Origin of the sequence: Rathayibacter sp. AY1C4 (genome assembly GCF_002932195.1) — a bacterium.
Lineage (GTDB): Bacteria > Actinomycetota > Actinomycetes > Actinomycetales > Microbacteriaceae > Rathayibacter.
This window is the reverse complement of the sequence record NZ_PSWE01000031.1, coordinates 18,364-38,393: the sequence shown is the minus strand read 5'-3', so window position 1 is coordinate 38,393 and position 20,030 is coordinate 18,364. Positions and strand designations below refer to the sequence as shown.

Here is a 20,030-nt window from a genome sequence, read left to right as displayed (position 1 = left end):
GAGCGGGGGAGGGCGGCGCGTAGACTGGGGCGGCCATGATCCAGACTCTCGACCTCCGCGGCCGTCGTCCCTCCTCCGCCGAGCTCCTCGCCCTCGTGCCCCGCAATCCGGGCACGTCCGCCTCCGTCGGGCCCGTCGTCGCCGAGCTGATCGCCGACGTCCGAGAACGCGGCGCGGAGGCGCTCCTCGACCAGGCGGAGCGGCTGGACGGCGTGCGCCCCCCGCACCTCCGCGTGCCCGCCGAGCAGATCGCCGAGGCGCTCGACCGCCTCGACCCGGCCATCCGCAGCGCACTCGAGGAGGCGATCGCGCGCGTCCGCCGCGCCAGCGCCGCACAGATCCCCCCGCCCCGCACCACCGAGCTCGACGACGGCGCCACGGTCACCCAGCGCTGGCAGCCCGTCGCCCGCGCCGGGCTGTACGTCCCCGGCGGCAAGGCGGTCTACCCGTCGAGCGTCGTCATGAACGCCGTGCCCGCGCAGGCCGCCGGAGTCGCCTCCATCGCCCTGGTCTCGCCGCCGCAGAAGGCGTTCGGCGGCTCCGTCCACCCCACGATCCTCGCGGCGGCCGCTCTGCTCGGCATCGACGAGGTCTACGCGGTCGGGGGCGCCGGAGCTGTCGCCGCACTGGCCTACGGCGTCGACTCGATCGGGCTGGATCCCGTCAGCATCATCACCGGGCCGGGCAACGTCTGGGTCACCACCGCGAAGCGCCAGGTGCTCGGCCAGGTCGGCATCGACTCCGAGGCGGGCCCGACCGAGATCCTCGTGATCGCCGACGACTCCGCCGACCCGCGCCTTGTCGCCGCCGACCTGGTCAGCCAGGCCGAGCACGACGAGGCCGCCTCCGCGGTCCTGGTCACCGACAGCGCCGAGCTCGCCGCCGCCGTCGAGCGCGAGGTCGCCGCCCAGGCCGCTGCCACCCACCACGCGGAGCGCGTGGCCATCGCACTCGACGGCCCGCAGTCCGCGCTCGTGATCGTCGACGACCTCGAGCTCGCCTGCGCGTTCAGCGACGCCTACGGCCCCGAGCACCTCGAGCTGCACACGGCCGACCCCGTCGCGACGGCCGAGCGGATCCACGACGCCGGCGCGATCTTCCTCGGCCCGACCACCCCGGTGAGCCTGGGCGACTACCTCGCCGGCTCCAACCACGTGCTCCCGACCCTCGGGCAGGCGCGCTTCTCCTCCGGGCTCGGCGCCTACACCTTCCTCCGGCCGCAGCAGCTGATCTCGTACGACCGCGGTGCGCTCGAGCGCGTCGCCCCGCACATCCGCGCTCTCAGCGACGCCGAGGCGCTGCCCGCCCACGGCGACGCCGTCGACGCCCGCTTCGCCTGAGACCGAGAGGCCCTCGATGTTCTGCCCCTTCTGCCGGCACCCCGACTCCCGAGTGATCGACTCGCGCACGAGCGACGACGGCCTCTCGATCCGCCGCCGCCGGCAGTGCCCGTCGTGCGGCCGGCGCTTCTCGACGACCGAGACCGCGAGCCTCGTCGTGATCAAGCGCAGCGGAGTCGTTGAGCCGTTCAGCCGCGAGAAGATCGTCAGCGGCGTCCGGAAGGCCTGCCAGGGCCGGCCCGTCACCGACACCGATCTGGCCGTGCTCGCGCAGCGGGTGGAGGAGAGCATCCGCTCCACGGGCGCCTCGCAGATCGACGCGAACGACATCGGCCTCGCCATCCTGCCGCCGCTGCGCGAGCTCGACGAGGTCGCCTACCTCCGCTTCGCGAGCGTCTACCAGGCGTTCGACTCGCTGGACGACTTCGAGTCTGCGATCACCCTGCTCCGCGCCGAGCGCACCTCCGTGCCCCACAGCGCCGACGAGATCTGAGGCCCGGGTGTACCCGCTCCTGTTCCGCACCGTCCTGCGCCGCCTCGACCCGGAGCGGGCGCACCACCTGAGCTTCCCGGTGATCCGGGCCCTCGGAGCCCTCGCTCCGGTCCTGCGCCGGACCACCGTCCCGCGCGGAACGCCCGCGGTAGAGACGCTCGGCCTCCGCTTCAAGACCCCGTTCGGCGTCGCGGCCGGCTTCGACAAGGACGCCACCGCGGTCCTGGGCTTCGGCGCGCTCGGCTTCGGACACGTCGAGGTCGGGACCCTGACCGCTCGGGCGCAGCCGGGCAACGACCGGCCGCGCCTCTTCCGGCTGATCGCGGACCGCGCCGTCGTCAACAGGATGGGCTTCAACAATCACGGCGCCGAGGCCGCGGCGCAACGGCTGATCCGGCTGCGCAGCGCGCGCCGCCGCCCTGTGATCGGCGTGAACATCGGCAAGAGCCGGGTGGTCGAGGTGGACGACGCGATCGAGGACTACCTGATCAGCACGCGCCTGCTCGCGCCGCTCGCCGACTACCTCGTCGTGAACGTCAGCTCGCCGAACACCCCCGGGCTCCGCGGCCTGCAGGAGATCGACCGCCTCGAGCCGCTCCTCGCGGCCGTCAAGGACGCCGCCGACACGACGCCCCTGCTGGTCAAGATCGCCCCCGACCTCTCCGACGACGAGGTCGGCCGGGTCGCCGAGCTCGCCGTCCGCCTGGGTCTAGACGGGATCATCGCGACCAACACGACGCTCTCCCGGGAGGGCCTCTCGACCGATCGTGCCGTGGTCGAGGCGGCCGGCGCCGGCGGCCTCTCCGGTGCCCCGCTGGCCGCGCGCTCGCTCGAGGTGCTCCGCGTGATCCGCGGCGTGGTCCCCGCGGCCTTCTGCGTGATCTCCGTCGGAGGAGTCGAGACGGCCGAGGACGTGCGCGAGCGCCTCGACGCGGGCGCCACCCTCGTCCAGGGCTACACCGCCTTCATCTACCGCGGGCCCCTGTGGGCTCGGGACATCAACCGGGGACTGGCCCGCGCCTCCTGACCCGCCGTGCACGACGAAGGGCCCCGGAGCCGCGCGAGGCGCGACCGCAGGGGCCCTTCGTGGTCCGCCGTCCGACTACTCGGGGAAGGCGCGGCGCTTGACCTGGGGCTTCGGCAGTCGCATGACGCGCAGCTGGAGGGCGCGCATCGCGGCGTACCAGCGGATGCCCTTCTCGACCTTGTCGGCGCCGTAGCGCTCGGCGAGCTTCCGGCGCATCCGCATGCCGAGGAGGATGCAGTCGATCACCGCGAGGAGGAAGAACACCCAGAGGATGACGAGCGTCGCGTACTGCAGCTCCGGCTGCGGGAAGAAGCTCAGCAGCAGGACGACGACCATCACCGGGATGAGGAACTCGCCGAGGCTGAAGCGTGCGTCGACCCAGTCGCGCACGAACTTGCGCTGAGGACCCTTGTCGCGCAGCGGCAGGTAGCGCTGGTCGCCGGCGGCCAGGCCGATGCGGGCCTGCTCGCGTGACACGGCGGCCTTCTCGCGGGCGTCGCGGGCGGCCTGCTTGCGGTCGGTGACGACCAGCGGACGCTTGCGGGCCAGCTCCTGCTCGCGCCGGGTCGGCGTCGGCCGGCCCTTCCCGGAGCCGGGGGAGCCGGCGTCGTCGGGCGTGTCGGTTGCGATCGGGTGCTTGGCCACGGGGAACGTCCTTGGAATCGGGGGTCTCTTAAGATTACCTCCATGGCTCACGACGCTCCGACTCCGCCCGCACTCTCCTCCGGCGAGGAGGCCGTCCTCGCCGCCGTCCGCGACGATCTGCCGCGCTCGCTCGCCCAGCTCGGGCAGCTCGTGCGGATCCCGTCCGTCTCGTGGGACGGCTTCGACGCCACCCGCGTGGCCGCCAGCGCCGAGGCCATCGCCGAGCTCGCGCGCGAGACGGGCGTCTTCGACGACGTCGCGATCCACAGCGCCACGATCGACGGCACCGACGTGCTCGGCCAGCCTGCCGTCCTGGCCACCCGCGCCGCCCGCAACGGAGCGCCGACCGTCCTCCTCTACGCCCACCACGACGTGCAGCCGCAGGGCGCGGAGTCGGCGTGGGAGACGCCTCCGTTCGAGCCGACCGTGCGCGGCGACCGCCTGTACGGGCGCGGTGCCGCCGACGACAAGGCGGGAGTCGTGTCCCACCTCGCCGCGGTGCGCGCACTCCGCGAGGTCGCGGGCGAGGACCACGACCTCGGGCTCGTCCTCTTCATCGAGGGGGAGGAGGAGTTCGGGTCGCGCTCGTTCCCCACCTTCCTCCGCGAGCACCACGACGCCCTCCGCGCGGATGCGATCATCGTCGCCGACAGCGACAACTGGGACGTCGACACCCCCGCGCTGACGGTGGGCCTGCGCGGCAACGTCACCTTCACCCTCACCGTCAGCACTCTCGCGCACGCCTCGCACTCGGGCATGCTCGGCGGAGCGGTCCCGGACGCGATGCTCGCGGCGGTCCGCCTGCTCGCGACGCTCTGGAACGAGGACGGCTCGGTCGCCGTCGCCGGCCTCACCGAGCACGACGGAGCGGTGCCCGAGACGACCGAGGAGGACCTCCGCCGCGACTCCGGGCTGCTCGACGGGGTCTCGCCGATCGGCACCGGCGCGATCCTCTCGCGCCTGTGGTCGAAGCCGGCCGTCACGGTCACCGGGATCGACGCGCCCAGCGTCGTCGACGCCTCCAACACCCTCGTCCCGTCCGTGCGCGTGAAGATCAGCGCCCGCATCGCGCCCGGCCAGGACGCGGAGGAGGCGTTCGCCGCCATCGAGAGCCACCTCCGGGCGAACTCCCCGTTCGGCGCCCACCTCGCGATCGAGGACGTCGACACCGGCAGCCCGTTCCTGGTCGACGCGACCGGCTGGGCCGTGGACCTGGTGAAGGGCGCGATGGCGGACGCCTGGGGACGCGAGCCCCTCGAGACCGGGATCGGCGGGAGCATCCCGTTCATCGCCGACCTCGTGCGCGAGTTCCCCGAGGCTCAGATCCTCGTCACCGGTGTCGAGGACCCCGACTCGCGCGCGCACAGCCCCAACGAGTCGCTGCACCTGGGCGTCTTCAAGCGCGCCGCGCAGACCGAGGCGCTGTTCCTGCTCCGCGCCGCCGCTCACCGCGACTGACCACCGGTCGTGGAATACCCGGGTGACCACCCGGGTTGCAGCCGTAGAATCCCGGAAGGCACGACGACCGTTCCGCCCGTCCCCTGAGGAGTGACATGTCAGACACACTGACCGACCAGACGGCGACCCCCCTCGCCACCCCGCCCAGCGCGGCCCACGGCGTCTCGATGACCCCGACCGCCGCCGCCAAGGTCAAGAGCCTGCTCGAGCAGGAGGGCCGCGACGACCTGCGCCTGCGCGTCGCGGTGCAGCCCGGCGGCTGCTCCGGCCTCATCTACCAGCTCTACTTCGACGAGCGCACCCTCGACGGCGACGCCGCGGTGGAGTTCGAGGGCGTCGGCCTCGTCGTCGACAAGATGAGCGTCCCCTACCTCGACGGCGCCTCGATCGACTTCGAGGACACCATTCAGAAGCAGGGCTTCACCATCGACAACCCCAACGCGGGCGGCAGCTGCGCCTGCGGCGACAGCTTCCACTGACGCCGGGCGGCCCCGGGCCGCAGCGCCTCCGAACGGCGTCCGACAGTCCACTCCGGTGGCCCGTCGGGCGCCGTTCGTCATGACTGCACCACTCGGCCGGGACGTCAAGAGCGGGTCGTCGTGCACCGGGCCGCCGGAGCGGAAGGGTAGGCTGGAGCCGGTCTAATACAGTTTCGTGTGAACTGGTCCCCAGTCTTCCGAAAGGTCACCGGTGCGCTTCAATCGCCGAATCCGCAGATGGGTCGCTGCCCCCGTCGCAGGAGCCCTCGCCCTCGTCCTCGCGGGCTGCACGCAAGAGCAGCTCCAGGGCTGGCTCCCCACCGAACCCGGCACGACGAACCACGTCGACCGCGTCATCGGACTCTGGGTCACCTCCTGGATCGTCCTGCTCGCCGTCGGCGTCGTCACGTGGGGTCTCACCATCTGGGCGGTGGTCGTCTACCGCCGTCGCAAGGGGCAGACCGGCCTGCCGGTCCAGCTGCGCTACAACATGCCGATCGAGATCTTCTACACGATCGTGCCGCTGATCCTCGTGATCGGCTTCTTCGCCTTCACCGCGCGCGACCAGGCCGCCATCGAGCAGCCCTACGACGACCCGGACGAGACCATCCAGGTGTACGGCAAGCAGTGGGCGTGGGACTTCAACTACGTCGACGAGGACGTCTACTCCGCCGGCATCCAGGGCCAGTACCAGGAGGGCGGAGACGCGGCCGGCTCGCTCGTCGAATCCGAGATCCCCACGCTCTACCTGCCCGTCGGACAGAAGATCAAGATCCAGCTCGACGCGCGCGACGTGATCCACTCCTTCTGGGTCGTCGACTTCCTCTACAAGAAGGACATGATCCCCGGCAAGACGAACTACATGTACGTCACGCCTCTCAAGGAGGGGACCTACGCCGGCAAGTGCGCCGAGCTCTGCGGCGAGTACCACTCCGCGATGCTCTTCAACGTCAAGGTCGTCTCGCAGGGCGAGTACGACGACTACATCCAGTCGCTGCGCGACGCGGGCCAGACCGGTCAGCTCGGCGCCGAGTACAACCGCAATTCGAACCTTCCCGGAACCGGCGCGCCGGCCCGCGAGAACGAGGAGTAAGGGAGCATGAGCACCGCCACGGCACCCCGCCCGACGCGCACCGCCGGCACTCCGCCGGTCCAGCGCAAGGCGAACGTCCTCGTCCGCTGGATGACGTCGACCGACCACAAGGTCATCGGGTACATGTACCTGATCACGTCGTTCATCTACTTCTGCATCGCCGGCGTGATGGCCCTGGTCATCCGCGCCCAGCTGTTCGAGCCCGGCCTGAACGTGGTCGAGACGCGCGAGCAGTACAACCAGCTGTTCACGATGCACGGCACGATCATGCTGCTGATGTTCGCGACGCCGCTCTTCGCCGGGTTCGCCAACGTCCTGATGCCGTTGCAGATCGGCGCCCCCGACGTCGCGTTCCCCCGCCTCAACGCCTTCGCGTACTGGCTCTACAGCTTCGGCTCGCTCATCGCGGTCGCCGGATTCGTCACCCCGCAGGGTGCGGCGTCGTTCGGGTGGTTCGCGTACGCGCCACTGTCGAGTACGACGTTCTCACCAGGGCTCGGCGGCAATCTCTGGGTCTTCGGCCTCGCGCTCTCGGGCTTCGGCACGATCCTCGGCGCGGTGAACTTCATCACGACGATCATCACGATGCGCGCTCCCGGCATGACGATGTTCCGCATGCCGATCTTCACCTGGAACATCCTGGTGACGTCGATCCTCGTGCTGCTCGCGTTCCCGGTGCTCGCCGCCGCGATGTTCGCCCTCGGCGCCGACCGCGTGTTCGACGCACACATCTACGATGCTGCCAACGGCGGGGTCCTGCTCTGGCAGCACCTGTTCTGGTTCTTCGGCCACCCCGAGGTGTACATCATCGCGCTGCCGTTCTTCGGCATCGTGTCCGAGGTCTTCCCGGTCTTCAGCCGCAAGCCGATCTTCGGCTACAAGACGCTGATCTACGCGACCATCGCGATCGCCGCCCTCTCCGTGACGGTGTGGGCGCACCACATGTACGTCACCGGATCGGTCCTGCTGCCGTTCTTCTCGCTGATGACGATGCTCATCGCGGTTCCGACCGGCGTGAAGATCTTCAACTGGGTCGGCACCATGTGGCGCGGATCGGTGACCTTCGAGACCCCGATGATCTGGGCGATCGGCTTCCTGATCACCTTCACCTTCGGTGGACTCACCGGCGTGATCCTCGCGTCGCCCCCGCTCGACTTCCACGTCTCGGACTCGTACTTCGTGGTGGCGCACTTCCACTACGTCGTGTTCGGAACCGTCGTCTTCGCGATGTTCTCGGGCTTCTACTTCTGGTGGCCGAAGTGGACCGGCAAGATGCTGAACGAGACGCTGGGCAAATGGCACTTCTGGCTGCTGTTCATCGGCTTCCACACCACCTTCCTCATCCAGCACTGGCTGGGCGTCGTCGGCATGCCGCGCCGCTACGCCAGCTACCTCCCCGAGGACGGCTTCACCTGGATGAACCAGGTGTCGACGGTCGGAGCGATGATCCTCGCGGTGTCGCTGATCCCGTTCTTCCTGAACGTGTACATCACGGCCCGCAAGGCGCCCAAGGTGACGGTGAACGACCCGTGGGGCTTCTCCCGGTCGCTCGAGTGGGCCACCTCGTGCCCGCCGCCCCGCCACAACTTCACCTCGATCCCGCGGATCCGCAGCGAGGCCCCGGCGTTCGACCTCAACCATCCCGAGGCCGGCATCCCCGTCGGAATCGGTCCGGCGAAGGATGCTCCGGACGCCCCCACGTACGACAAGTCCGAAGGCACGGTGAAGTAGGGCCATGCGCGCCAACGTCAATCTTTTCTGGCTCCTCGCGGGCTTCTTCCTCCTCGCCGACATCACGTACATCGTGTGGTCGCTGCTCGACACGGGCCAGGTGGAGTGGGTCGGCACCGTCGGCATCGGCCTCTCGGCCGTGCTGGGCGCGTTCATCGCGTTCTACGTCGGCCGCGTCCACAAGGCGCAGGGTGCCGAGCTCCCCGAGGACCGCCTCGATGCGGATATCGATGACGGAGACCCCGAGCTGGGCTTCTTCAGCCCGTGGAGCTGGTGGCCCCTGATCCTGGGCGGTTCCGCGGCCCTCGGATTCCTCGGCCTTGCCGTGGGGTTCTGGATCACCTACATCGCCGTCGGGCTCTTCCTGGTCGCCATCGCCGGCTGGGTGTACGAGTACTACCGCGGGTACTTCGCCCGCTAGGGCGCATCGCACGGCCGAGGGCCGGGTGCACGAGGGCTTCGGCTCCGTGCACCCGGCCCTTTCGTGTAGTCAGGAGGAAGCGCGCGTGGTTGGGACCCGATCGGCTCGGCCGTTCGGCTGCGTGCAGGGGCGTCACTCGCCGATCGGTGGCGGATCAAGCCTCCCGGTGAGAGCCGGGACCTCCCGGTGAGGACCGGGGCCTCCCGGTGAGGGCCGGGGCCTCCCGGTGAGGGCCGGGATCGCTCAGTGAGGGATGAGGAGGTGAGCTGGATCTCTCGCGGTGTCCTGCTGGCGGGACACCGAGGCGTCCTGCGCGGAGGAACTCGTCTGGGCACCTCCCGACGGCCCGCGACGCGGAAGCTCGCAGGGCAGTGCAGCGGGCGGCGCCGAGCAGGAGCGTCGGCCCGCGTCATCACCCCTACGGGGCTGCGCTGCGACGGCTCCTGCTCTGGTCAGGGGTGAGCGGGCTACGCCTGTGGCGGCTCTCCTGTGCGCCTATGGGTGTGCCGACGGCGGTGGCGCGCTACGGATCGCGGATACTGCTGCGCCTGCGGCTGTAGTGGGCCTGCTGCGCCTGTTCTGGCGCCTGCGCCGCCCTGCGGACGTCTGCACACCGTTCCGAACCCAGCGGAGCCCGCACCCCGGCGGAACCGCGCGCGCCCCTGCGGCTCTCGGAGCTCCTCGATACGGCTAGCGGGTTGTGTGCCGGTCGGCGCGACGCCAGGGAGCCTGAGACGCCGCTGCAGCGACGGTCGTCGATGTCCGGAGGTCGCATCCTCGGTCTCACCGGCGAGCGTCGCCGTCGCCGATCACAGAGGGTTCGACCGTGAGTGGGGGGGAGGGCAGTCCTGATAGTCCTGCTGGGAATGGGTACCCTCGAACCGATCCGGAGCGTCTCGACGTGTACGGGGACCGGGGACCTCACCGGACGACCACACTGCGAGCACGCAGAGGGGCTGGCTCACTCCATGATCGGATGGCGGCGGACGTCTCCAGCTCGGCGGTGAGACGGCGTCTCGTGATTCAAGGAGCGGAGGTCTCGAGGTCCGGAGTATCGCCCCACGTTCCTGCCGGCTTGTCGCCGTCGAGGCGCTGTGATCCGGTCTCACCGGCTCTCGGTGCACCGACGACCTCCACCGCGCCGGAGGACAGGCGCCGCCCCGCTGCGGGAACGACGAAGGGCCCGGACGAACGAACGTCCGGGCCCTTCGGGGGAGGATCAGTGCTCGCTGTGCGAGCTCTCGAGCTCCTTCTGGGTGACGGGGGTGATCCGGTCCTCGAAGAACCAGCGGGAGAGGCCGGCGCGGACGCGCTGCGGGGCGGTGATGCGGCCACGCGAGTCCGGACGGATCATCAGGGGCTCGTACTCGTCCTGACCGACGAGCTTCCAGCGCTCGTACTCGTCGAGCTGCTGGTGCACCTCGATGAACTCGCCGCCGGGGAGGCGGACGATGCGGCCCGACTCGAAGCCGTGCAGCGCGATCTCGCGGTCCTTCTTCTGCAGCGCCAGGCAGATGCGCTTGGTGATGAAGTACGCGATGAACGGACCCGCGATGAGCAGGAACTGCAGGCTGTGGATCACGCCCTCCATCGTGAGGTGGAAGTGCGTCGCGATGAGGTCGGACGAGGCGGCGGCCCAGAGGACGGCGTAGAAGCTGACTCCGGCGGCGCCGATCGCGGTGCGGGTCGCGGCGTTGCGCGGGCGGTCGAGCAGGTGGTGCTCGCGCTTGTCACCGGTGATCCACGCCTCGAGGAACGGGTAGAGCATGACCACGGCGATGAACAGTCCGAGACCGACGAGCGGGATCAGGATGTTGAACGACAGGGTTCCGATGCCCGGGATGGCCCACTCGAGTCCCGGCGGGACGAGGCGCAGGGCGCCGTCGGCGAAGCCGATGTACCAGTCGGGCTGGGTTCCCGCGGAGACGGGCGAGGGGTCGTACGGGCCGTAGTTCCAGATCGGGTTGATCGTGAACAGCGAGGCGATGAGGACGACGACGCCGAAGACGATGAAGAAGAATCCACCGGCCTTCGCGGCGTAGACCGGCAGCACCGGGTAGCCGACGACGTTCTGCTCGGTCTTGCCCGCACCGGGGAACTGGGTGTGCTTGTGGACGACCACGAACACGAGGTGCAGGGCGATGAACGCGAGCACCAGCGCCGGCAGCAGCAGGATGTGCAGCGTGTAGAGGCGGCCGACGATGTCGGTGCCCGGGAACTCGCCGCCGAAGAGCAGGAACGAGATCCAGGTGCCGACGATCGGGATGCCCTTGACCATGCCGTCGATGATGCGGAGGCCGTTGCCCGAGAGCAGGTCGTCGGGGAGCGAGTAGCCGGTGAAGCCCTCGGCCATCGCGAGGATGAAGAGGACGAAGCCGATGACCCAGTTGAGCTCGCGGGGCTTGCGGAACGCACCGGTGAAGAAGATGCGCAGCATGTGCAGGCCGATCGAGGCCACGAACAACAGCGCCGCCCAGTGGTGGATCTGCCGCATCAGCAGGCCGCCGCGGATGTCGAAGGAGATGTCGAGCGAGGACGACATCGCCGCCGACATCTCGATGCCCTTGAGGGGCAGGTAGCTGCCCTCGTAGTGCGTCTCGACCATCGAGGCCTGGAAGAAGAAGGTGAGGAACGTGCCCGACAGCAGGATGATGACGAAGCTGTAGAGCGCGACCTCGCCGAGGAGGAAGGACCAGTGGTCGGGGAAGATCTTGCGACCGAACTCCTTGACGACCGCGGAGATGCTCGTGCGCTCGTCGATGTAGTTCGACGCCGCTCCGACGTACCCCTTCTGGAACTTGCCGGATCCGAGGATGACGCCGTCCTCGGGCTCCGCGGGGGAGCTGGAGGGGCGTGAGGGGGTGGTGGTGGACATGTGAGTCATCGCTCCCAGAAGGACGGTCCGACGGGCTCCGTGAAGTCGCTTCTGGCGACCAGGTAACCCTCGGCGTCGACGGTGATGGGGAGCTGCGGAAGCGGACGCTTCGCCGGGCCGAAGATGACGGCGGCCTCGCGCGTGATGTCGAATTGCGACTGGTGGCACGGGCACAGCAGGTGGTGGGTCTGCTGCTCGTACAGCGCCACGGGGCAGCCGACGTGCGTGCAGATCTTGGAGTAGGCGACGATTCCGTCGTAGTTCCAGGTCTCGCGACCCTCACTGACGATGAGGTCCTCCGGCTTCAGGCGCATCAGGAGGACGGCGGCCTTGGCCTTCTCCTCCAGCTTGCCCTCGGCGTCGTTGAGGCCCTCGGGGATGACGTGGAAGGCGGATCCGAGGGTGACGTCCGATGCGAGGATCGGCGCTCCCGACGGGTCCAGGGTGAGCCTCGTGCCCTCTTCCCACAGGGTGGTCTTGAGGAGGGCGACGGGGTTCTGGTCCTGCGGGCCGAGGCCCCGGAACAGGATCACGGCGGGCAGGGGGAACACGACGAGGGAGGCGATCAGGCTGTTCCGGACGAGGGAGCGGCGGCCGAAGCCGGACTCCTTGTCGGACTGGTCGAAGATCTCGAGCGCACGGGCGCGGGTGGGCTCCGCGCTGCGGACGGGGTGGCGGATGTCGATGCCCTCGTGGTCCGACATCAGCTGCTTGCCCCAATGGACGGCGGCGATGCCGATGCCCAGGAGCGCGAGGGACATGCCCAGGCCGATGAACAGCGTGTTCAGCCGGACCGACGCGACGTCCTCGGTGATCGGGAACGCCATGTAGGCGGCTACCGCGAAGATCGAGCCCGCGAAGGAGAGGTAGAAGAGCGTGTACACCGTGCGCTCGGCACGCTTCTCGACCTTGGGGTCGAGGTCGGTCATCCGGGGGCGGTGCGGCGGGAGGCCCGGGTCCTGGACGCGGTCCCGCGTCACGACCGCGGTGCCGGCCGGAGCCGTTCCGTGCCCGGTGGCCGACGAGGTGGCGAGGTCCGTGCCACCCTCATCGTGCTCTGCCATGGTTCTCCTTTTCACGCCGTGTCGGCACCAGTCGGTGCCGTGGGTCAGTCGCGCCCGTCAGGGCGCTGCAGTCGTCTAGTTGGATCGGGCGGTGATCCACACCGTCAGGGCCACGATCGCGCCGAGGCCGAAGATCCAGAGGAACAGGCCCTCTGCGACCGGCCCGAGGGAGCCGAGCGCGAATCCGCCCGGGGACGGGTTGGCCTCGATGTACTTGAGGTACGAGATGATGTCGCGCTTGTCCTCGGGCGAGATGTTCAGGTCGTTGAAGACCGGCATGTTCTGCGGGCCGGTGACCATCGCCTCGTAGATGTGCGCCTCGGTCACGCCGCCCAGCGGGGGAGCGAACTTGCCCTCCGTGAGCGCGCCGCCGGCTCCGGCGACGTTGTGGCACATCGCGCAGTTGATGCGGAACAGCTCGGCGCCGTTCGCCGCGTCGCCCTGTCCGTCGAGGACCTCGCCCTCGGGGATCGCGGGGCCGGGGGCCAGCGACGCGACATAGGCGGCGAGCTCGCCTACCTGCTCGTCGGTGAACTGCACCGGCTTCTCGAGCGCCTGGGGGCCGTGCATCTGCATCGGCATGCGTCCGGTGCCGACCTGGAAGTCGACCGACGCCGCGCCCACTCCGATGAGGGAGGGAGCGTTGTCGGTGCCCGCGGCGTCGAGGCCGTGGCAGGTGGCGCAGTTCGCGGCGAAGAGCTTCGAGCCCTCGTCGATCGTCTGCTGGCTGGTGGACGACGTCTCCGCCGAGGCGGACGTCGCGACGCCGACCGCGGCGTAGGTCCCGCCGGTGAGCCCGAGGCCGATGGCGATCAGGGCCAGGGTGGCGAGCGGGTGGCGGCGACCCTTCTTGGCTCGGCTCTTCGTCTTCGGGGAGGCCATCGAGGCGTCCTTCCTGCGGGGGTCGGGAGTGGAGTGGGGCATCGGCGGGCGCGTCACTTGAGGAAGTAGATGACGGCGAACAGGCCGACCCAGACGACGTCGACGAAGTGCCAGTAGTACGAGACGACGATGGCGCTCGTCGCCTCCTTGTGGCCGAAGTTCTTGACCGCGAAGCCACGGCCGATGACGAGGAGGAACGCGATGAGGCCGCCGGTGACGTGCAGGGCGTGGAAGCCGGTCGTCAGGTAGAAGGCGGAGCCGTAGGCGTTGCTGGAGAGCGTGACGCCCTCGGAGACGAGGGTCGCGTACTCGAGCACCTGGCCGGAGACGAAGATCGCGCCCAGGGCGTAGGTGAGGAAGAACCACTCGACCATGCCCCACTTGAACGGGCTGAGGCCCGTCGCACGCGGCTGCAGGCGCTCGGCGGCGAACACGCCGAACTGGCAGCTGAACGACGAGGCCACGAGGATCACCGTGTTCACGCCCGCGTAGGGGACGTTGAGGATCTGGGTCTCGGCGCCCCAGAGCTCGGGCGAGGTGCTGCGCAGGGTGAAGTAGATCGCGAAGAGGCCCGCGAAGAACATGACCTCGCTGCCCAGCCAGACGATCGTTCCGACCGCGACCGGGTTGGGTCGGTTCACTACGGGCGCGGTGGCCGTGGGGGAGAGAGAGGTGCTCGTCACACAGACCATTATGGCCGATGGCAGGGGAGGGAAGTCGCACTAGCCGGGAGGCGATCCTCGTCGCATAATCTGGGAGCCATGTCGGAAACCCTGTCCTGGCCGCACGTTCTCAGCGCACTCCTCGAGTCCTCCGATCTGAGCGTCTCCGAGGCGACGTGGGCCATGGAGCAGGTGATGGAGGGCGCGGCGACTCCGGCGCAGCTCGCCGGACTGCTGGTGGCCCTCCGGGCGAAGGGCGAGACCGTCGACGAGATCGTCGGCTTCCGCGACGCGATCCTCGACCACGCGGTGCCGCTGGACGTGGACCCGATGGCCCTGGACATCGTCGGGACGGGCGGGGACCGCTTCGGGACCGTCAACATCTCCTCCACCGCGTCGATCATCGCGGCCGCCGCCGGCACGCCCGTCGTGAAGCACGGGAACAAGGCCGCGTCCTCCTCCTCCGGCTCCTCCGACGTGCTCGCGGCACTCGGGGTCGACCTCTCCCTCTCCCCCGAGCGGGTGGCCGAGGTGTTCCGGCGGACGGGGATCGCCTTCGTCTTCGCGTCCCTCTTCCACCCCGGCTTCCGGCACGCCGGTCCGGTGCGCGCCGAGCTGGGCGTGCCGACGGTGTTCAACTTCCTCGGCCCGCTCTGCAATCCGGCCCGTCCCGAGGCCTCTGCGGTCGGGGTGGCGCACCTCGACCGGGTGCCGCTGGTCGTCGGCGTGTTCCGGACGCGCGGGGCGACGGCTCTGGTGTTCCGCGGGGACGACGGCCTCGACGAGCTCACGACCACGGGTCACAGCCACATCTGGGAGGTGTCGCGCGGCTCCGTGGTCGAGCACGACCTCGATCCGCGCGACCTGGGCCTGCCCCGCGCCCGGATCGACGAGCTGCGCGGCCGCGACGCCGCCTACAACGCGAGCGTGGTGCGCTCGGTGCTCGCGGGAGACGGCGGCCCCGTCCGCGACATCGTCCTTCTGAACGCGGCCGCGGGCCTCGCGGCGTTCGACCTGGCGCGCGACCCGGACCTGGTGCGCACGCCCGTCCTGGAGCGCCTGCGGACGTCGATGGACCGCGCGGCGGAGGCCGTCGACTCCGGGGCCGCCACGGCCAAGCTCGAGGAGTGGGTCCGCGAGACGCAGCGCGCCGTCGTCCCGCTGCCGTAGGCGCGAGCGCAGGGCGTAACGTGGGGCTGCTGTCCGCGACGGTGCGGGCGGCGATCCACCACGCGCCGGATCGCCCGCAGGTCACGGGACGCCCGAGTGGTGGCCCGATCCTGGAGGAGACCTCGATGAAGAAGCTCATCAACGACCCGAAGAACGTCGTCACGGAGTCGGTGGCCGGCTTCGGCCTGGCGCACGCCGACCTGGTCCGGGTGGTGTCGGATCCCCTGTTCGTGGTGCGGGCCGACGCGCCCCGCTCGGGCAAGGTGGGCATCGTCAGCGGAGGCGGCAGCGGGCACGAGCCGCTGCACGCGGGCTTCGTCGGATTCGGGATGCTGGACGCCGCCGTCCCCGGTCCCGTCTTCACCTCGCCCACGCCCGACCCGATCGTCGCGGCCACGCAGGCCGTCGACGGCGGCGCGGGTGTGCTGCACATCGTGAAGAACTACACGGGCGACGTCCTGAACTTCGAGACCGCGGCCGACCTCGCCGGCGCCGAGGGGATCGAGGTGCGCAGCGTGATCGTCGATGACGACGTCGCGGTGAAGGACTCGCTCTACACCGCGGGCCGCCGCGGCGTGGCCGGCACCGTGCTGGTCGAGCGGATCGCGGGCGCGGCGGCCGAGCGGGGCGACTCCCTCGACGAGGTCGCGACGATCGCCGAGACGGTGATCGCCAACGTGCGCTCGATGGGCGTCGCCCTCACGCCGTGCATCGTCCCGCACGCGGGCGAGCCGAGCTTCGAGCTGGGCGAGGACGAGATCGAGATCGGCATCGGCATCCACGGCGAGCCCGGCCGGGAGAAGATCGCGCTGGAGCCGGCCGACCGCATCGTCGACCGGATCCTCGGCCCGATCCTGGAGGACCTGCCGTTCTCCTCCGGGGACGAGGTGCTGCTCCTGGTGAACGGCATGGGCGGCACGCCGCAGATCGAGCTGTACCTCGCCTACCGCCGCGCAGCCGAGGCGCTGGCCGAGAAGGGGATCACCGTCGCACGCAGCCTCGTCGGCAACTACACGACGTCGCTCGAGATGCAGGGCTTCTCGCTCACCGTCCTCAAGCTCGACGACGCCCTGACCGAGCTGTGGGACTCCCCGGTGCAGACCGCGGCGCTGCGGTGGGGACGCTGAGCGCCCGCGCGCACACCATGACCGGAACGACAGCCGCAGGAGCGGCCCACGAGGAGGAGACGACCATGCAGGACGCACAGGGAGCCGGGCTCGACGCGGCGTGGGCGACGGCGTGGATCCGCCGCGCCGCCGAGTCGATCGCGGAGCACCGGGTCGAGCTGATCACGCTCGACCGGGCGATCGGCGACGGGGACCACGGCGAGAACATGGACCGCGGCTTCCAGGCCGTGGTCGCGAAGCTGGACGGGGCGCCGGAGCAGGGGCTCCCGGCGGACGTGCTCAAGCTGGTCGCGACGACGCTCATCTCCACCGTCGGCGGCGCCTCGGGCCCGCTGTTCGGCACGGCGTTCCTGAAGGCCTCCGCCGCGGTCGCGGGCGAGGACGCGCTCGAGGGCGCTGACGTCGCAGCTCTCCTGGCCGCGGCGAGGGACGGCATCGTGCTCCGCGGCAAGGCCGAGGTGGGCGACAAGACGATGGTGGACGCGTGGACGCCGGCGGTCGACGCGGCCGCGGCCGCCGCCGAGGAGGGAGCGGCTCCGGCCGACGTCCTCGCCGCGGCGGCGGAGGCGGCGCAGAAGGGAGCGGAGTCGACGGACCCGCTGGTCGCCCGCAAGGGACGCGCCAGCTACCTCGGCGAGCGCGCCATCGGGCACCGAGATCCCGGCAGCGTGTCGACCGTTCTCCTGCTCCGCGCAGCAGCCGAGGCGGCGGCGTGAGCGTCGGGCTGGTCCTGGTCTCGCACAGCGCGCAGCTGGCGGAGGGGCTGGTCGAGCTCGCGGAGCAGATGGCGGCCTCGGTCGCGCTGGTCGCCGCGGGCGGGACGGACGACGGCGGCATCGGCACCAGCTTCGACCGCATCACGGCGGCCCTGGCGGAAGCGGACTCCGGCGAGGGGGTCGTCGTCCTCTGCGACCTCGGCTCGGCGATCATGACGGCGGAGACCGCGGTCGAGTTCCTCGACGACGACGCGCGCGCCCGGGTCCGGATCGCCGACGCCCCGCTGGTGGAGGGGGCGGTCGCGGCCGCCGTCGCCGCGGGCACGGGGGCGTCGCTGGACGAGGTGCTCGCCGCCGCGGAGTCGGCCCGGGTCGAGACGCTCGCTGCTCCCGCCGAGGAGGCCTCGCCCGGTGACGAGCGCGTGCAGCGCCGCGTCCGCCTCATCAACCCGAACGGCCTGCACGCCCGTCCCGCGGCCGACTTCGTCACGCTCGCCGCCACCTTCGACGCCCGGATCGACGCGAACGGCAAGGACGCCACGAGCCTGCTCGGCGTGATGTCGCTGGGGCTCGACCGCGGGGACGAGGTCGTCCTCTCGGCGTCGGGGCCGCAGGCCCACGAGGCGGTCGGCCGGCTCGGCGATCTGGTCGAGTCGGGCTTCGGCGAGGTGTAGCGCGCCGTCGACCGGTCCAGGGACCGCGGAGGCGCCTCCTCCTACGCTGAGCGCATGGCCCTCCGCGGAACCCGACCCCCGTCTGTCCTGCTCCGCCGACTCGTCACCGTCCCGCGCGTCGTGCGCCGGGCGGACGCTCGTGCGGCCCGGCGGCTGAACGCCCGTCGCCCGTCGCCCGTCGTCGACGGGGCGCTCGTGGGGCTCTCCCGGGCCGCGGACCACGGAGTCCTCTGGGCCGGCGTCGGCGTCCTGCTGCTCCTGGCGGGCCGTCCCTTCGAGGCTCTGCGGGGGACCGCCTCGCTCGCCGCGGCCAGCGCGCTCGCGAACCTGGTCGGCAAGCGCGTGTTCGGCGGCGACCGGCCGCTCCTCGTCGACGTCCCGGTCGGCCGGCGCCTGGCGACGGTGCCGACGTCGGCGTCCTTCCCCTCGGGGCACGCGGCGAGCGCCGCTGCCTTCGCCGCCGGGGTCGCGCTCGAGTCGCCCCGAGTGGGGGCGGCGGTCGCCCCGCTCGCCGCCGCCGTGGCCTTCTCCCGCCTGCACGTCGGCGTCCACTGGCTCTCGGACGTCCTCGGCGGCGCGGCGCTCGGCGCGGCGGTCGCGGTCGTCGGCCGAGCCGTCCTGCCGGCCGAGCCGCGCCACGTGCCCGTCTCGGAGCGCGCGACCCGGCCCCCCGTCGACCGCAGCCCGCTGGGGGACGGCGCCGCCCTCCTCGTGGTCCTCAACCCCGGCGCGGGCCGGGACTCGCACCGCCCCGATCCCGAGCCGCTGGTCCGAGCCCGGTTCCCGAAGGCGCGCGTGCACCGGCTGACCGAGGGGGAGGACCTCGCCGACGTGGTGCGCGAGGCGCGCTCGGGGGACTCTCCGCCCCGGGTGCTCGGGATCTACGGCGGGGACGGGACCATGTCGGTCGGTGCCGCTCTCGCCCGCGCCGAGGGGATGACGCTGCTCGTGCTGCCGGGCGGGACCATGAACCACTTCGCGAAGGCGCTGGGGCTGCTCACCGTCCAGGACGCGCTCGACGCGGCGACGATCGGCGAGCGCCGCGACGTCGACGTGGCCGAGGTCGTCGCGGACGGGGGAGACCCGGTCACGGTGCTCAACACGGTCTCGATCGGCGTCTACCCGGAGTTCGTCGCGGCCCGCGAGAAGCGCGAGAAGCGGATCGGGAAGCCGCTCGCCGCCGTGATCGCGGCCCTCTCGGTCGTGCGGCGCACCGATCCGTTCGAGCTCCGGCGCGACGGGCGCACGCAGCTCGTCTGGTCGTACTTCGTCGGGGTGAACCAGGAGCACCCGCGCACGGCCGCCCCGCTCGCCCGGCGTCGGCTCGACGACGGCCACCTCGACGTGCGCATCCTGCACTCAGGACGGACTCCTCGCACCCGGGGAGCGTTCTCGCTCCTGCTCGGCCGTACGGCGACCCCGGTGGTCGGCCGTGTGCCCGGCTGGCGGGCACCGGTGGTGGAGTCGTTCTCGACGCCGGAGATCACCGTCGGCGCGCGCCGACCCGCGGGGGACGACCCCGAGTGGGCGCACGACGGCGAGACCGAGCGCTTCGACGGCTCCCGCGACGGATTCGACGAGGCCGTGGTGCGGATCGTGCCGCTGGGCCTGCGGGTCTACGCGACCGCGGACTAGGGGGCGGTGCCGGCCCGGTCCCCGCCGTCCGGATCCGCCAGCAGTTCGGCCAGCGCGTCGAGGGCGGCGACCTGCCCGGCCACCACCAGCGAGCGGGCCTCGTCGAGCGGGTGCCACCGGGCGTCCTCCAGCTCGGGGAAGCTGCGCAGCACGCCGGAGCCCCGCGGCCACTCCAGCTCGAAGGTGTTGCTCGCGACGAAGGCGGTGTCCGCGTGTCCGCGCCCGGCGAAGACCGTGACGGTCTTGGCCGCGCTCTGCCGGAACGCGCCGAGGAGGGTCAGCTCCCCGACGGGCGGAGGAGCGCCGGTCTCCTCCTCGAACTCGCGGCGCGCGGCGTCCAACGGCGTCTCGTCGCCCGTGTGCACGCCCTTCGGGATCGTCCACGCGCGGGGGCGCCGGGTCCAGAAGGGGCCGCCCATCCGCCCGAGGAACACCTCGGTGCCGGAGGGGCCCTCGCGGTGCAGCAGGATCCCCGCGCTCGTCACCGCGGCCATCGCGTCTCTCCGGTCATCCCGCCATCCTGCCCCGCGCCCGTGGA

Annotated in this window: 19 protein-coding genes; 13 read left to right on the top strand and 6 right to left on the bottom strand. The window is 71.2% G+C overall.

The window, feature by feature from the left end:
• The first annotated feature begins 35 nt into the window (after positions 1-35).
• The 3 genes from hisD to C5C99_RS14150 are packed head-to-tail and all read left to right on the top strand — an operon-like array spanning position 36 to position 2,860.
• On the top strand, positions 36-1,340 hold the full coding sequence (gene hisD, locus C5C99_RS14160; protein ID WP_104246755.1) for a histidinol dehydrogenase: 1,305 nt from the start codon (positions 36-38) through the stop codon (positions 1,338-1,340).
• 16 nt (positions 1,341-1,356) lie between these two features.
• Positions 1,357-1,833: a transcriptional regulator NrdR gene (nrdR, locus tag C5C99_RS14155; RefSeq protein WP_104224657.1), complete on the top strand. Its 477-nt coding sequence runs from the start codon at positions 1,357-1,359 to the stop codon at positions 1,831-1,833.
• Between the two features lie 7 nt (positions 1,834-1,840).
• The gene (locus C5C99_RS14150) at positions 1,841-2,860 is read left to right on the top strand and encodes a quinone-dependent dihydroorotate dehydrogenase (protein WP_104340259.1); all 1,020 of its coding nucleotides are present in this window, start codon (positions 1,841-1,843) and stop codon (positions 2,858-2,860) included.
• Positions 2,861-2,935: 75 nt separating this feature from the next.
• Here C5C99_RS14150 and C5C99_RS14145 read toward each other — a convergent pair whose 3' ends face one another.
• Positions 2,936-3,505: a DUF3043 domain-containing protein gene (locus C5C99_RS14145; protein ID WP_181027102.1), complete on the bottom strand. Its 570-nt coding sequence runs from the start codon at positions 3,503-3,505 to the stop codon at positions 2,936-2,938.
• A gap of 42 nt (positions 3,506-3,547) precedes the next feature.
• Between C5C99_RS14145 and C5C99_RS14140 the strand changes: the two genes are divergently transcribed.
• The 5 genes from C5C99_RS14140 to C5C99_RS14120 all read left to right on the top strand — a co-directional run bounded on the left by C5C99_RS14140 (position 3,548) and on the right by C5C99_RS14120 (position 8,687).
• Positions 3,548-4,963 carry a dipeptidase gene (locus C5C99_RS14140; protein WP_104340258.1) on the top strand — a complete coding sequence of 472 codons (1,416 nt, stop codon included), beginning with the start codon at positions 3,548-3,550 and terminating at the stop codon, positions 4,961-4,963.
• A gap of 95 nt (positions 4,964-5,058) precedes the next feature.
• Positions 5,059-5,442 carry an iron-sulfur cluster insertion protein ErpA gene (gene erpA, locus C5C99_RS14135; RefSeq protein ID WP_104224654.1) on the top strand — a complete coding sequence of 128 codons (384 nt, stop codon included), beginning with the start codon at positions 5,059-5,061 and terminating at the stop codon, positions 5,440-5,442.
• A gap of 211 nt (positions 5,443-5,653) precedes the next feature.
• Entirely contained in the window at positions 5,654-6,535 is an 882-nt protein-coding gene (coxB, locus tag C5C99_RS14130) for a cytochrome c oxidase subunit II (RefSeq protein ID WP_104224653.1), read from the top strand.
• Between the two features lie 6 nt (positions 6,536-6,541).
• The gene (gene ctaD, locus C5C99_RS14125) at positions 6,542-8,266 is read left to right on the top strand and encodes a cytochrome c oxidase subunit I (RefSeq protein ID WP_104224652.1); all 1,725 of its coding nucleotides are present in this window, start codon (positions 6,542-6,544) and stop codon (positions 8,264-8,266) included.
• Between the two features lie 4 nt (positions 8,267-8,270).
• On the top strand, positions 8,271-8,687 hold the full coding sequence (locus tag C5C99_RS14120; protein ID WP_104224651.1) for a cytochrome c oxidase subunit 4: 417 nt from the start codon (positions 8,271-8,273) through the stop codon (positions 8,685-8,687).
• A gap of 1,219 nt (positions 8,688-9,906) precedes the next feature.
• Here the strand turns inward: C5C99_RS14120 and C5C99_RS14115 are convergent.
• From C5C99_RS14115 to C5C99_RS14100, 4 genes are all read right to left on the bottom strand, one after another.
• Entirely contained in the window at positions 9,907-11,562 is a 1,656-nt protein-coding gene (locus tag C5C99_RS14115) for a ubiquinol-cytochrome c reductase cytochrome b subunit (RefSeq protein WP_104224650.1), read from the bottom strand.
• Positions 11,563-11,567: 5 nt separating this feature from the next.
• Complete coding sequence (locus C5C99_RS14110; protein ID WP_104225358.1) at positions 11,568-12,626, bottom strand: ubiquinol-cytochrome c reductase iron-sulfur subunit; 1,059 nt, start codon at positions 12,624-12,626, stop codon at positions 11,568-11,570.
• A gap of 75 nt (positions 12,627-12,701) precedes the next feature.
• Positions 12,702-13,508 carry a c-type cytochrome gene (locus C5C99_RS14105; RefSeq protein ID WP_104224648.1) on the bottom strand — a complete coding sequence of 269 codons (807 nt, stop codon included), beginning with the start codon at positions 13,506-13,508 and terminating at the stop codon, positions 12,702-12,704.
• Between the two features lie 53 nt (positions 13,509-13,561).
• Positions 13,562-14,200, bottom strand: a complete 639-nt coding sequence (locus C5C99_RS14100) for a heme-copper oxidase subunit III (protein ID WP_104340257.1) — start codon at positions 14,198-14,200, stop codon at positions 13,562-13,564.
• Between the two features lie 69 nt (positions 14,201-14,269).
• On the opposite strand from C5C99_RS14100, the gene trpD reads away from it, so the two are divergent.
• The 5 genes from trpD (at position 14,270) to C5C99_RS14075 (ending at position 19,492) form a co-directional block, all read left to right on the top strand.
• Positions 14,270-15,340, top strand: a complete 1,071-nt coding sequence (trpD, locus tag C5C99_RS14095) for an anthranilate phosphoribosyltransferase (RefSeq protein ID WP_104225357.1) — start codon at positions 14,270-14,272, stop codon at positions 15,338-15,340.
• A gap of 125 nt (positions 15,341-15,465) precedes the next feature.
• Positions 15,466-16,467 carry a dihydroxyacetone kinase subunit DhaK gene (dhaK, locus tag C5C99_RS14090; protein WP_104224645.1) on the top strand — a complete coding sequence of 334 codons (1,002 nt, stop codon included), beginning with the start codon at positions 15,466-15,468 and terminating at the stop codon, positions 16,465-16,467.
• Between the two features lie 65 nt (positions 16,468-16,532).
• Positions 16,533-17,183 carry a dihydroxyacetone kinase subunit DhaL gene (gene dhaL, locus C5C99_RS14085; protein ID WP_104261619.1) on the top strand — a complete coding sequence of 217 codons (651 nt, stop codon included), beginning with the start codon at positions 16,533-16,535 and terminating at the stop codon, positions 17,181-17,183.
• Positions 17,180-17,857: a dihydroxyacetone kinase phosphoryl donor subunit DhaM gene (gene dhaM / locus C5C99_RS14080; RefSeq protein WP_104261615.1), complete on the top strand. Its 678-nt coding sequence runs from the start codon at positions 17,180-17,182 to the stop codon at positions 17,855-17,857. Before dhaL ends, dhaM begins: the two co-directional genes overlap by 4 nt.
• A gap of 54 nt (positions 17,858-17,911) precedes the next feature.
• The gene (locus tag C5C99_RS14075; protein WP_104340256.1) at positions 17,912-19,492 is read left to right on the top strand and encodes a bifunctional phosphatase PAP2/diacylglycerol kinase family protein; all 1,581 of its coding nucleotides are present in this window, start codon (positions 17,912-17,914) and stop codon (positions 19,490-19,492) included.
• Here the strand turns inward: C5C99_RS14075 and C5C99_RS14070 are convergent.
• Positions 19,489-19,986 carry an NUDIX domain-containing protein gene (locus C5C99_RS14070; RefSeq protein ID WP_104246759.1) on the bottom strand — a complete coding sequence of 166 codons (498 nt, stop codon included), beginning with the start codon at positions 19,984-19,986 and terminating at the stop codon, positions 19,489-19,491. The two genes, C5C99_RS14075 and C5C99_RS14070, sit on opposite strands and share 4 nt — an antisense overlap.
• Positions 19,987-20,030 lie beyond the last annotated feature (44 nt).

Coding starts and splice junctions, on each gene's coding strand:
- C5C99_RS14120 (WP_104224651.1), top strand. CDS start 8,271: ATGCGCGCCAACGTCAATCTTTTCTGGCTCCTCGCGGGCTTCTTCCTC.
- erpA (WP_104224654.1), top strand. CDS start 5,059: ATGTCAGACACACTGACCGACCAGACGGCGACCCCCCTCGCCACCCCG.
- C5C99_RS14070 (WP_104246759.1), bottom strand. CDS start 19,986: ATGGCCGCGGTGACGAGCGCGGGGATCCTGCTGCACCGCGAGGGCCCC.
- C5C99_RS14115 (WP_104224650.1), bottom strand. CDS start 11,562: ATGTCCACCACCACCCCCTCACGCCCCTCCAGCTCCCCCGCGGAGCCC.
- C5C99_RS14140 (WP_104340258.1), top strand. CDS start 3,548: ATGGCTCACGACGCTCCGACTCCGCCCGCACTCTCCTCCGGCGAGGAG.
- C5C99_RS14105 (WP_104224648.1), bottom strand. CDS start 13,508: ATGGCCTCCCCGAAGACGAAGAGCCGAGCCAAGAAGGGTCGCCGCCAC.
- dhaK (WP_104224645.1), top strand. CDS start 15,466: ATGAAGAAGCTCATCAACGACCCGAAGAACGTCGTCACGGAGTCGGTG.
- dhaL (WP_104261619.1), top strand. CDS start 16,533: ATGCAGGACGCACAGGGAGCCGGGCTCGACGCGGCGTGGGCGACGGCG.
- C5C99_RS14110 (WP_104225358.1), bottom strand. CDS start 12,626: ATGGCAGAGCACGATGAGGGTGGCACGGACCTCGCCACCTCGTCGGCC.
- C5C99_RS14100 (WP_104340257.1), bottom strand. CDS start 14,200: ATGGTCTGTGTGACGAGCACCTCTCTCTCCCCCACGGCCACCGCGCCC.
- nrdR (WP_104224657.1), top strand. CDS start 1,357: ATGTTCTGCCCCTTCTGCCGGCACCCCGACTCCCGAGTGATCGACTCG.
- C5C99_RS14075 (WP_104340256.1), top strand. CDS start 17,912: ATGGCCCTCCGCGGAACCCGACCCCCGTCTGTCCTGCTCCGCCGACTC.
- ctaD (WP_104224652.1), top strand. CDS start 6,542: ATGAGCACCGCCACGGCACCCCGCCCGACGCGCACCGCCGGCACTCCG.
- trpD (WP_104225357.1), top strand. CDS start 14,270: ATGTCGGAAACCCTGTCCTGGCCGCACGTTCTCAGCGCACTCCTCGAG.
- hisD (WP_104246755.1), top strand. CDS start 36: ATGATCCAGACTCTCGACCTCCGCGGCCGTCGTCCCTCCTCCGCCGAG.